This is a genomic window from Roseobacter sp. CCS2, from assembly GCF_000169435.1.
GTDB lineage: Bacteria > Pseudomonadota > Alphaproteobacteria > Rhodobacterales > Rhodobacteraceae > Yoonia.
In genome coordinates this window covers 623,437-635,034 of sequence record NZ_AAYB01000002.1, presented here as the reverse complement: position 1 = coordinate 635,034, position 11,598 = coordinate 623,437, and the positions used below count along the sequence as shown (strand labels likewise).

13 protein-coding genes are annotated in these 11,598 nt (G+C 56.6%); 6 read left to right on the top strand and 7 right to left on the bottom strand.

Going from position 1 to position 11,598, the window contains the following annotated elements:
* Nucleotides 1-23 precede the first annotated feature (23 nt).
* Nucleotides 24-998, bottom strand: a complete 975-nt coding sequence (locus tag RCCS2_RS09840) for a nuclear transport factor 2 family protein (protein WP_008233805.1) — start codon at nt 996-998, stop codon at nt 24-26.
* A 377-nt stretch (nt 999-1,375) separates the two neighbouring features.
* Here RCCS2_RS09840 and parE point away from each other — a divergent pair, with 377 nt between their 5' ends.
* The 5 genes from parE to RCCS2_RS09805 all read left to right on the top strand — a co-directional run bounded on the left by parE (nt 1,376) and on the right by RCCS2_RS09805 (nt 6,548).
* A complete protein-coding gene (gene parE, locus RCCS2_RS09830) occupies nt 1,376-3,334 on the top strand; it encodes a DNA topoisomerase IV subunit B (RefSeq protein WP_008233798.1) in 1,959 nt (652 codons plus the stop codon).
* Between the two features lie 12 nt (nt 3,335-3,346).
* Nucleotides 3,347-3,898 carry a hypothetical protein gene (locus RCCS2_RS09825; RefSeq protein ID WP_156788493.1) on the top strand — a complete coding sequence of 184 codons (552 nt, stop codon included), beginning with the start codon at nt 3,347-3,349 and terminating at the stop codon, nt 3,896-3,898.
* Between the two features lie 248 nt (nt 3,899-4,146).
* A complete protein-coding gene (locus RCCS2_RS09820) occupies nt 4,147-4,443 on the top strand; it encodes a hypothetical protein (protein WP_008233796.1) in 297 nt (98 codons plus the stop codon).
* A 627-nt stretch (nt 4,444-5,070) separates the two neighbouring features.
* On the top strand, nt 5,071-5,751 hold the full coding sequence (locus tag RCCS2_RS09810) for an outer membrane protein (protein WP_198007028.1): 681 nt from the start codon (nt 5,071-5,073) through the stop codon (nt 5,749-5,751).
* A 74-nt stretch (nt 5,752-5,825) separates the two neighbouring features.
* Complete coding sequence (locus tag RCCS2_RS09805) at nt 5,826-6,548, top strand: DUF1194 domain-containing protein (protein WP_008233793.1); 723 nt, start codon at nt 5,826-5,828, stop codon at nt 6,546-6,548.
* Here the strand turns inward: RCCS2_RS09805 and RCCS2_RS09800 are convergent.
* From RCCS2_RS09800 to RCCS2_RS09790, 3 genes are all read right to left on the bottom strand, one after another.
* Entirely contained in the window at nt 6,513-6,911 is a 399-nt protein-coding gene (locus RCCS2_RS09800; protein ID WP_008233792.1) for a cytochrome c, read from the bottom strand. The genes RCCS2_RS09805 and RCCS2_RS09800 overlap by 36 nt on opposite strands.
* Nucleotides 6,912-6,979: 68 nt before the next feature.
* Nucleotides 6,980-7,621, bottom strand: coding sequence for a DUF3047 domain-containing protein (locus RCCS2_RS09795; protein WP_037294014.1), 642 nt, complete (start codon nt 7,619-7,621; stop codon nt 6,980-6,982).
* A 97-nt stretch (nt 7,622-7,718) separates the two neighbouring features.
* Nucleotides 7,719-8,102 carry a c-type cytochrome gene (locus RCCS2_RS09790; RefSeq protein ID WP_008233790.1) on the bottom strand — a complete coding sequence of 128 codons (384 nt, stop codon included), beginning with the start codon at nt 8,100-8,102 and terminating at the stop codon, nt 7,719-7,721.
* Between the two features lie 106 nt (nt 8,103-8,208).
* On the opposite strand from RCCS2_RS09790, the gene RCCS2_RS09785 reads away from it, so the two are divergent.
* Nucleotides 8,209-8,643 carry a DMT family transporter gene (locus tag RCCS2_RS09785; protein WP_037294013.1) on the top strand — a complete coding sequence of 145 codons (435 nt, stop codon included), beginning with the start codon at nt 8,209-8,211 and terminating at the stop codon, nt 8,641-8,643.
* On the opposite strand, the gene RCCS2_RS09780 is transcribed toward RCCS2_RS09785, so the two are convergent.
* Genes RCCS2_RS09780 through RCCS2_RS09770 form a run of 3 tightly spaced genes read right to left on the bottom strand, consistent with a single transcriptional unit; the run spans nt 8,627 to nt 11,539 of the window.
* Nucleotides 8,627-9,601: an Ldh family oxidoreductase gene (locus RCCS2_RS09780; RefSeq protein ID WP_008233788.1), complete on the bottom strand. Its 975-nt coding sequence runs from the start codon at nt 9,599-9,601 to the stop codon at nt 8,627-8,629. The genes RCCS2_RS09785 and RCCS2_RS09780 overlap by 17 nt on opposite strands.
* The gene (locus tag RCCS2_RS09775) at nt 9,598-10,281 is read right to left on the bottom strand and encodes an ABC transporter ATP-binding protein (protein ID WP_008233787.1); all 684 of its coding nucleotides are present in this window, start codon (nt 10,279-10,281) and stop codon (nt 9,598-9,600) included. Before RCCS2_RS09775 ends, RCCS2_RS09780 begins: the two co-directional genes overlap by 4 nt.
* On the bottom strand, nt 10,274-11,539 hold the full coding sequence (locus RCCS2_RS09770) for an ABC transporter permease (protein WP_008233786.1): 1,266 nt from the start codon (nt 11,537-11,539) through the stop codon (nt 10,274-10,276). The genes RCCS2_RS09775 and RCCS2_RS09770 overlap by 8 nt, the downstream gene beginning before the upstream one ends.
* Nucleotides 11,540-11,598 lie beyond the last annotated feature (59 nt).

Genomic DNA, 11,598 nt, shown 5'->3' with positions numbered 1-11,598 from the left:
TGGGTCGTTCCGGCATCTTGACTCTACCCCACACTCAACAGAATGCGCACCAGTGCGGTTTGCGCATTCACCCCGGTCTTGTCGTAGATCCGGGATAGATGTGTGCGGACCGTGTTGATACTGATGCCAAGGTTATCGGCAGCGGCACTCAGGTTGTCGCCGCTGACAATGCACGCAGCCAAGGCCAGTTGCCCGTCCGAGAGACCGTAAATTGCTTTCGCCATAGCCAGCCTATTGGCAAGATCGCCATCGCTTTGCGTTTCAACAAAGGTCATCTCATCGCGCACAAAAAGCGTACAAAAGGCCACGCCACCAGTGTCGGTTTCACCCAGCACAATCGGCAACCTGAATGTCTGACCACTTTGCGCAGAATAGCGGTATTGCTGAAAATAGCGGTGCTGTTCGGCCGCACAGGCAAAGCCCGCCTGAAGCAGTTTATCCCAATCGGGCTTGGCTGCGCGCAAACGGCCATTTGAAATCTGCAAGCTTGGATGCGCTTTCAGCGATGCAAGGGCCGCGGGCGGCGCGTGCAACACCATACCGTCCGCATCGACAGCCAAACGATGCGCATCTTCACGCTGGTGTCCGCGCACCAAAAAGGACGAATATACGATGCGCCAACGGCCTTGTGCCTTTTCCAGAACGCGTGTTTCATAGGTCCGCTCGACTTGGCCATCCGCTTGGGCCGAGCGGCCATCAAAAACCACCCAAGCCACGTTACCGATCATGTTGATCAGGACATTCTCGCGCTGAAAATCCACGATATTGCAGCCGGACCCGCTGTCGAAAACCTCGCGCATGTACTGCGCAATTGCGGGCCACCCTTCTAAAACAGTGGCACCCGTTGTTGATGAAATACACAATTGGCGCGTGCGGTCGTCCTGCACCCAGCAGGCGGCCCATGCAGCAAAATCACCCCCGGCGAATGTCTGGGTTTCAAGTGCGATCACCTGCATAATATCTGTGTGATCGATGTCGGTTTGGGGCAAATGCGTCATACCTTCCTAACTCTGATTGGCAGGCGCAGGCCTTGTGCCCTGCCATCACCGCGCACGGTACCGCCCAAGCTGTGCATCACGCGCTTTATGGCATGGAGCCATGCACAACTGTGCTGCGCATAAAACGCATCCTCTGCTTTGCGCATCGACAGATGATAGTCTGAAAGTGTTTTCATGTGTAGCGGGTCCATTTTCGGGCCTCCTATCGGGATGTCCAGTGATGACCACTTTGACACAACGGCAGCCCCGCGATTGTCACCCGAACTGACCACACCGACATCTTTTCTTTAAGCAGGCAGCGCCCTGCCCAGATCAGCCTTCCCCCACCCCGCGCGCTCTGTCATATTGCAGCAAACAAGAATTGAGGTGAGCAGCCCATGCCGAACGATCTTTTGTCCAACAAAGGCCCCGACGACTATAACGCCGACAGCATCGAGGTGCTTGAGGGGCTGGAGCCTGTGCGCAAACGCCCCGGCATGTATATCGGCGGCACGGACGAACGCGCGCTGCATCACCTTGTGGCGGAAGTGCTGGACAATTCCATGGACGAGGCCGTCGCAGGTCACGCCAACCGGATCGAGGTGGAACTGCACGCCGATTATTCGGTGACCATCAAAGACAACGGGCGCGGCATTCCCATCGACCCGCACCCCAAGTTTCCTGACAAATCCGCCCTCGAAGTCATCCTTTGCACCCTGCACGCAGGCGGCAAATTCTCAGGCAAAGCCTATCAGACCTCGGGCGGTCTACACGGCGTTGGCGCATCTGTGGTCAACGCGCTGTCAGACAGCCTTGTGGTCCAAGTCGCCCGCAACAAAGAAATCTACGAACAACGCTTTTCGCGCGGCATCCCATTGGGCCCGGTCGAGAAAGTCGGCAGCGCACCCAACAGGCGGGGCACGACATTTACCTTCCACGCGGATGCCGAAATCTTTGGCAGCCATCGCTTCAAACCCGCGCGCTTGTTCAAATCCATCCGGTCGAAAGCCTACCTCTTTTCCGGCGTCGAAATCCGCTGGAAATCCGAAATTGACGACGGTGAAACCCCGACAGAGGCCACCTTTCACTTCCCCGGCGGCCTGTCCGACTACCTCAAGGAAACGCTGGGCACGGCCACGACCTACGCCGACAAACCCTTTGCAGGCACGGTGGATTTTCAGGAAAAATTTGGTGAACCCGGCAAGGTCGAATGGGCGATCAACTGGACGCCCGTGCGCGACGGTTTCATCCAATCCTACTGTAACACCGTGCCCACGCCCGAAGGCGGCACGCATGTCAGCGGCTTTTGGGCGGCGATCCTGAAGGGGATCAAGGCCTATGGCGAACTGTCCGGAAATAAAAAAGCCGGGCAAATCACCCGCGATGATCTGATGTCAGGCGGTTGCGCGCTGGTGTCCTGCTTCATCCGCGATCCCGCTTTTGTGGGGCAGACCAAAGACCGCCTATCCTCTGAAATCGCTGCAAAAATGACCGAAGGGGCGGTGCGCGACCACTTCGACAACTGGCTGGCGAACGACACGAAGTCCGCAGGTGCGATCCTTGATTTCCTTGTGCTGCGGGCCGAAGAACGCCTGCGCCGCCGCCAAGAAAAGGAAACCGCGCGCAAGTCGGCCACCAAGAAACTGCGCCTGCCCGGTAAGCTGACCGATTGCACGTCCAAAGATCGCGTCGGAACCGAGCTGTTCATCGTCGAGGGCGATAGCGCCGGTGGATCAGGCAAAGGCGCACGCGACCGCAAAACCCAAGCGCTACTACCGCTGAAAGGCAAGATCCTCAACGTGCTGGGGGCCGCGTCATCCAAGCTGACGACGAACGCCGAAATCAACGACCTGTGCGAAGCGCTCGGCGTTGGCATGGGCACCAAATTCAACGTCGATGACCTGCGCTATGACAAGATCATCATCATGACCGATGCGGACGTCGACGGCGCACATATCGCCTCACTTCTGATGACATTCTTCTTCACACAAATGCGGCCCCTGATCGACCAAGGGCATCTCTACCTCGCCTGCCCGCCGCTTTACCGGCTAACGCAAGGGGCGAAACGGGTCTATGTGGCCGATGACGCCGAAAAAGACGCGGTGATGGCCAAGGGCTTGGGCGGAAAAGGTAAAATCGACCTACAGCGCTTCAAAGGCTTGGGCGAAATGGACGCCAAAGACCTGAAAGAAACCACAATGGACCCCGCCACGCGCAAACTGATCCGCGTGACCGTGCACGACGACGAGCCGGGGGATACAGCAGATCTGGTGGAACGTCTGATGGGGAAAAAGCCAGAGCTGCGGTTCCAGTACATTCAAGAAAACGCGCGGTTTGTGGAGGAATTGGATGTTTGAGGGACGTCGATAGTGTTTACATGGGATAATTTTGACCCCGCCGACTCAAAAATTGCGAAACGCTCTTTGCTTGCATTCTCAATTGGTACTCTAATGCTGGGGAACATCACGATAGTATCGGAAGAGTTTTCAATTCTGGGATTGGTCGTAGAAGTCTCTCAACCTCGTCTTATTGCATTGGGACAACTCTTGAGCTTCTTCTTCTTGATTTTATACATCCTAAAAGAAGCTCCAAACCTATTCATTTCCTTTCAACTTTGGGCAATCAGTCGATTGAAGACTAAACAGTCATCGCAGCGGCGCGACCTAGCTGATAGCTGGGGATTTGATAACTTTGGCCCATACGAAGATAGCCCCGATGGTGAGTTCAAAGAGTTAGAAGACAAACACAAATGGGAGCACGATGAGGTCGAAAGACGATTTGGAATGGTAATCTCTTGGGCAAAGTTCATCGCTGAAACCGCAACCAAATATTTCATCCCAGTTACAGCGGGAATTCTTGCGATCTTTTATCCATCGTCTCTTGATCAATTCACATCATATGTCGTCGCGAACATCCCGTAGGTAAACGGTAGGGTGCGCATTCATTGCGCACATCTCTACCAACTTCTCCAAACAACGGTGCGCATAAATGCGCACCCTACACCTGCCAACCCGTTCGCAAACACCCGTAGGTCGGGGTCAGCCCCGACACACACCTGTACATACGCCATGTGTACAGCTTGTGTACGCAAATCATACGCCGCTTTTCCTCCGTCCCAAAGCCAAGCACCGCTTCATGGAACCTTAATCCGCCTGGGTGATATTCCGATATGGCCCAAACAAACCCCTCTTTCGTCAATGTCCGTTTTACGGTCATCTTCGCTTATCCGGAGCATCCGTTTTGTGACGCTGAAATGACGGTCACGCGTCGCAAGGTCCCTGCCGCTTGCTTTGCAAAGCCGCTGCGGGACAAGCGGCATACTGTTCCCATCAGGCCAAGTGACCGTCACACACCCATCACTGCTGGTATCTTGGCAAAAGTCGAGATGCTTGCGGATGATTGGGTACGCGTGCGTTGCAGCGAAACACCCGCAGGTTTTGCCACGCCCCCGCTTTGGCACGCTTGATTTACAGCCCAAAAACCGTGCACCATCAAAAGGGTATCGTAGGCGCGCCGTAAAATGGGCGCCAGTATCCATTCTACAGCCGCCACCACGCAGGCCGTGGCCTGCCCCGGTGCACTGCGTATGCGCCGCTTATGCACGCAAAACACACACCCCTTTCCATCCAATACCCACATCGCGTTTGCGGGCCGTTGCAACACAACCGCGGCAAACCGTCCGCTGGATCACCAAGCCATATCTGACGTCATCACCCGGCAAAAACCCTTCCAAAAGCCGCTCAAACGCTGCGCATAATTTGCGGCTGCGCCCTTCATCCATTCTTGGTTGACCCAACTTCACTGTCCAAAAGGCCATGTTGAGACCTGCCTTTACAATCCATAGTTACTGTCACGGGTGGCGGCGTTGTAATGAGTGACGCAAGGAAAAACTGCATGTTATTGAACGGGTGTATTGCCGCCCATTGATGCGAGGGCCGCGCCCTTTCCCACAGTTTGACCAAACGAAAAGGGCGGGCAATCGCACCTCACGCGGCTTTACGTGCAACTGCGCAGGCGAACCGCCACGCGCCGCATTGAAGCACCCGAATGACTGCATCATGCGCGTCGACTAAACCGAGAGATGTCTGAAGATATGACGAACACACAGCTCCTCGCCGCACTTGTTATTGCGGCTTCGCCAACAGCACTGGTCGCTGATCAACCGTTTGACTGGTCGGGCACATATGGCGGGTTCAATCTTGATCTGGCTGATCCAATCCTGTCGGGCATTCAGGATTGTTGTGCAGATGATCCAGGTGATGATCCGGGCAATCTTGACCCCAGCGCTGTCGCACTTGGTGGACATTTTGGGTTTAACATCGTGCAAAACCAGTGGGTCTATGGCGTTGAAGGCGCCTTTTTCTACGGTGGCCTGGTCGACAGCCAGCTAAGCCAGTCTGAACCCATTGCCAACGAAAGCGACATTGACATCAATGGCATAGGCAGTCTGCGCGGCCGGATCGGGCGCATAGCAGGCGACGCTATGGTTTTTGGCATCCTCGGTGCCAGTTATGCCGATGCCACCTATACAATGCGCGACCCCGACGCGGCGAACTCCAAAGGCAGTGCAGATCTTTCCGGCTGGGGCTATATGATCGGCGCCGGGATCGACTTGCCGTTGACAGAAAATACCAGCGCGCGCGTGAGCTATGAACGGCACATCTTTGATACCCGTGTTGCAACTGATGATCTGACAACCGACTCTAACGAGGAAGACTTTGTAAAACTCGAAAACGTCGATGTGTTGCATTTCGGGATATCAATGCACTTCTGATCTGTGACGCGAACCTGCGTTTTGCAGGGGATGTGCGCCCTTTCCGGACTGTAGTTTCGTCCTACTTCGATCTTATGCGCCACTTCATCTTCGCCTTACTCCTCGCCACCCCACTCGCCGCACAAGAGGTTGAAACCGACCTTGAACTTGTCCTGCTTGCCGATGCTTCGGGTTCTATCGACGCGGACGAGCTGCTGTTCCAACGCCAATCCTACGCCATCGCAATCACCGATCCCGCTGTTGTCTCGGCGATCGAAAACACACTTTATGGGTCCATCGCGGTCACCTATGTAGAGTGGGCGCAGACCCAAGCTACGGTCGTCGATTGGACCATTATCGCGGATATGGAAAGTGCGACCCGCTTTGCCGAGGCCCTGATCGGCCCACCCCGGCAGGCCACCGGGCGCAACGCCATCGGATCTGCGTTGCTATACGGCAAAGACCAGATAGAAAATAATGATATCAGAGGCTTCCGCCGCGTGATCGACTTTTCTGGCGATACGATGGGCAACAGCTATGGCCCGCCCATCACGGTCGCACGCGATCAGGTTGTGGCCGCTGGCATCACGATCAACGCGCTGCCCATTCTGCGCAACGAAAGCTTTCAGAACTTCGACCTGCCCGCCGCTTATGAGGCTAATATCATCGGCGGGCCCAACGCTTTTGTCATGCCCGCCCAGTCAGGGCCAGAGTTCACCGACGCCGTGCGCCGCAAGCTGATCCTTGAGATCGCGGGCACCACACCGCAAACAGAATTCGCCTCACTCCTCTTGGATACTCTCAAGATAAGCGATTAGGTCAACAATCGGCTGCGAGGTCATGATCGGTTGACCGGTTTCCGCCTTGATCGCCGCATCTGTGCCTTCGAAGAAATCGCCATAAACAGGCATCGTACTGCCATGACTGACCAAGGGATCGCGCCCGTCAATCCGCATCACAACGCGGGTGGTGGGGAAGACCCCGGCGTTGCGTGTTGCCAATGTGGTCAGGTTTGCCGGGGCTACCACCAAGGATGGTGACATAGGCCCTTTACCGGTCGCTGCATTGCCGTGGCAGGTGGCGCAGTAAAAGCCAAAAAGCGCTTCGCCCTGCACGGTATCCTGCGCCAACGCTGGCGTTGCGAGGCCTAGCGCCATCACCAAAGGAATAAGTCGCATCATGTCCTCCTTCTTGCTGTCAAAACCAGCTTAGAAGGACAGTCCCCGCAATGCGTTGATGCAAATCAACACTAGCGCAGGGCCAAGTTACCAATCGCCGCACGGATCATCGTATCAGTATCGTCGCTGTCACCGGACACGGCCAAGCCGACCAAAGCACTCTTTTCACCACCAAAGGCGCGGGCATAGTCTGCTGCCAAATCAACGCTTTCGCTGAAAGACCCGGTACCGGCCTGCCGCAAGGCAATCGTCACACCCTGCCCCTGCGGGCCATAAGGCGACTGGATGACCTGACCGCGCGCATGGTTACCGCCCCAAGCGTACTGCATGATACGCACATCACCATTACCCATAAGGCTGCGGATATTGGCCCCTTCAAGGCTAGGTGCCACGCTTTCGGGCACAAAGACAAAATAAAGCGAAATATTGCGATCATCGCCGCCTTTTTGGCTTAAATCCGTTGCCGGAACTGATTGATCGACGCTCCAGCTCCAGGATGCGCCGCTTGATCCCCAGTTGTTACGGCCAACCCTGCTCCATGCAATGGAAACCGATCCATCCGATACCAATCCAAGGTTCTGACCGAATGTGTAATCGTTAGAACTGAAAAGCGATAAACGTTGTTCCTGCCATCCGTTGCTGAAATTGACAGGCCCCGCGGTTGCGGTGACCGGGGTCGTAAGGGCCAGGACGGTGGAAAACAATAGACGCATGAGATCAGTACCTTTGTGTGTGAACACCAAAGACTTACCGCAAGAAAGCCGTGCGGCCACCTTTGCGCGGTCCATCTCACGCGAATGTCAGCTTTGGTTACTGTTGGATGCTTTCCAGATATTCGGTCAACACCAGCAATTTCATCGGCACGGGTGTGCCAAGCCCTTCTTCCTCGACGATCACGGTGTCACCCAGATCGCCTGCGCCAAATTCCGGCATAGCCGCACTGAAATGCGCGCCACGGTCCAGCCCGTCAATTGTGCTCATCACCTGATTGGTCGGGAAAACACCCCCATTACGGGCCGCAATCGTCGTCAGATCAGGGGGGGCCACAGCCAAGTCGCGCGCCGCCGCACCGCCACCCATGCCATTTGGACCATGACAGCTGGCGCAGTTTTCCAGATAGGCCGTGCGCCCATCGACGGGTTCTTCAACGCACGCCGCCAAACCCATTGCTGCCAGAAAGATAAAGTACCGCATATCTCGTCTCCTGTTTTGGTCAGAGTGTAACAAATCCATGCGGCCCGCCACTATGATCTATGTCATTCCACATCTAAACTTGCCGCACATCAGCAAAGGATCGCCCATGCCGCATCATATTGTCATCATGCTCGCCGCTGGCATCGGGATACCGGTGCTGGCCGCTTTGAATGCCGCATTGGGCCGCTATATCGGATCACCGGCTGTCGCTGCGGCAGTGCTTTTTGTTGTTGCCTTTGCTGTATCAGCCCTAGTTGCGTTGGCCACGCATCCGCAGGCGGTCACCAAACTTGCCACCGCGCCGAAACATCTGTTTCTGGCCGGCACATTGGTGGCTTTTTACGTGTTGGCGATCACATGGATTGCACCAACGATGGGTGTTGGCAATGCCGTGTTCTTTGTGCTGTTGGGGCAGCTCATTTCAGCCGCTGTGATTGACCACTTTGGGCTGTTTACCGCACAAACGTCACCGCTGACGCTGACGCGCACGGCCGGAATTGCCCTGATGGCGATCGGCGTTTTCGTTACGCAGAAAGCTTAAGCACCAAGTCCCAAAGCGCATCGGGCACATCGACCTGCGTCATGACATGCCGGTCCGCACCGGGAATGCGCGCACCTTCCTGCGCCGCCACAGCCTCTGCCACACGCGCAACACGCGCGCCGAAATCGGCGTGATAGGTGCCCGGATCCATGAGGATGTAAAACTGGCCCAGATCATGCGGTTTGCCTTCCGGCACCTTCAGCCCGGCGACATCCAGCGAATTGACCGATCCGGTCATGCCAGCTGCCAAAAATTCAGCCATCAGACCAAAACCCCAGCCCTTGTAACCGCCTGCGCTGACCAAGGCGCCGTTCAACGCCGCCTCTGGGTGAGTCGTCGGTTCACCATTCTTATCAACGGCCCAGCCGAGCGGGATATTTTCGCCTGCTGCCTTCGCCATTGTGATCTTGCCCAACGCCACGGCAGAGGTCGAAAAGTCAAAATGCATCGCGGGTTTGCCATCACCCGGCACGGTCATTGCAACGGGGTTCGTGCCAATCACCCGTTTGTTGCCGCCCGGAGGTGCAACAACGGGCGATGCGTTTGTCATGCCAATGCCTATCAGCCCGGCTGCTGCGATCTGCTCGGTAAAGAAACCCAACGATGTGCAGGTATGCGCATGGGCGACCGCAAGGGTTGCAACACCGTTTTCCAAGGCCGCCGCAACTGCCTCTGGCAACGCGGCAGCAAAGGCTGGTTGCGCGAAACCAAATCTGGCATCCGCCAGTATCGCAGCCGGGCGCGGGCGCGTCACCACGGGTTCAACCGTGCCATTAACCCGGCCTGATTGCAGCTGCGTGCAGTAGCTTTCCAAGTAATAAAGCCCGCAGATCACGTTCCCCAAGGCTTCGGCCCGTGCGACCGCTTTCGCCACCGCCGCTGCCTGTGTCGTTCCTGCGCCATGCGCCAGCAAGGCTGCACGGCTTTGCGTTTCAATCTGGGTTACGGATACTTTCATGAGGTTTCCAATACGCCGCCGTTCAGACGCACCTGCCGGTCCATGCGGGCCGCAAGATCAAGGTTGTGCGTGGCAATCACGGCAGCCAGCCCTGTGTCACGCACCAGCGCCATCAGCGCATCGAACACACGGTCTGACGTATCGGGATCAAGGTTGCCTGTGGGTTCATCCGCCAGCAGCAAAGACGGCTCATTCGCCAAAGCCCGGCAAAAGGCGACACGCTGTTGTTCGCCACCCGAAAGGGCCGCCGGCCGATGTGCGGCGCGCGCGCCAATCCCAACACGATCAAGCAGCGCCATTGCGCGTGTCTCAGCGGCTTTGTCAGCCACACCATTGGCCAGCTGCGGCAAGACGATATTCTCAAGTGCCGTGAACTCCGGCAGCAAATGATGGAACTGATAGATAAACCCGACGGTCGAACGTCGCACCGCCGTGCGCTTGCGATCTGACAGGCGCGACATATCCGTGCCCTCGATCTGTACGCTGCCTTTGTCCGGTATATCAAGCAGCCCTGCAATATGCAGCAAGGTAGACTTGCCAGCACCCGATGGGGCGACCAAAGCCACCACCTCGCCCGGTTTCACATCCAGCGACACGCCTTGCAGCACACGTACTTCGTTGGGTTTGCCCGCGTTGTAGGATTTGGTCAGGTCAGCGACGCGCAAGGTATGTTCACTCATAACGCAGCGCCTCAACCGGATTCATACGGGCGGCACGGCGCGCGGGGAAAATTGTGATGATCCATGACAGACCAAGCGACAGTGACATCGCCTTGATCACATCAATCAGGCGCAGTTCAGCAGGAATATTGTAAATCCCCCGGATTGACGGATCCCAAACGCCGCCCCCGGCGACGTAGTTCACCAAGCTAAAGATCGTATCAATGTAGATCGCAAACAGACACCCAAGGATCACGCCCAGCGCCGTCCCGATCGTCCCGATCCCTGCGCCACAGATAAAGAAAATCCGCAGAATCGACCCTTCGGTCAGCCCCATCGTGCGCAAGATGCCGACATCACGACCTTTGTTTTTGACCAGCATGATCAGCCCACTAATAATGTTCATCGACGCCACCAGCACAAGGATCGACAGGATGATGAACATCACGTTGTCCTCAATCGTCAGCGCCCGCAGAAAGCGCCCGACGCGGTCTTGCCAACTGTACGCCCAAAAGCCGGGACCGGCGGCATTGGCGATGTCTTGTTTCAGCACCTCGGATTGGTTCAGGTCATCCAACCTGATCTCGAGCTCATCCGCCACACCGTCGCGATTAAAGACCAGTTGCGCCACATCAAACGGCAGATATGCACGCACCTCATCAATCTGAAAACGCCCGGTGGAGAAAATAAAGACAACCTCATAGGCATTGCGCCGGGTCGCCTGGCCCATCGGCGTGGCGGCCCCTGACCGGGTTGTGATCTCAATCCGGTCGCCAATCGTCAGGCCCAGGTTATTGGCAAGCGCAGACCCTATCGCGATCCCATTGGGCAGGTCATCAATATTGCCAATTGTACGCTCGCTTTGCACAATCGCGTCGGATGCTTTGAGGTCCTCCAGCCGAATACCATAGATATCAGCCAACCCGATGCGGCCAGAACCAGAGGCCATTGCCTGCCCGCGCACCAACGGGGCCACAGACTGCACCCCTTCAACGGCGCGGACACGGTCCGCCACATCCTCAAAATCCTGAATGACCGCGCGTGGCATCACCACGGAAACATGCGCATTTGCACCCGCGATTGTATCAATAAACTCTGCCCGGAAACCGGACCGCACGGCCAGCGTGGCGATCAAAGCAAAGACCGCGAGTGTCACGCCAATCAGGCTGATCCACGTCATGACGCTGACGCCGCCCTCGGCGCGTTTGGCGCGGATGTAACGCCATGCGATCATCCACTCGAATTTTGCAAAGGGACGTGTCGTCCTGACCTCGGCCATGAATGCTCCTGCTTGGCGTTTGCCGCAACGTGGTGCGCGCGGGCGAAATGGTCAAGGTG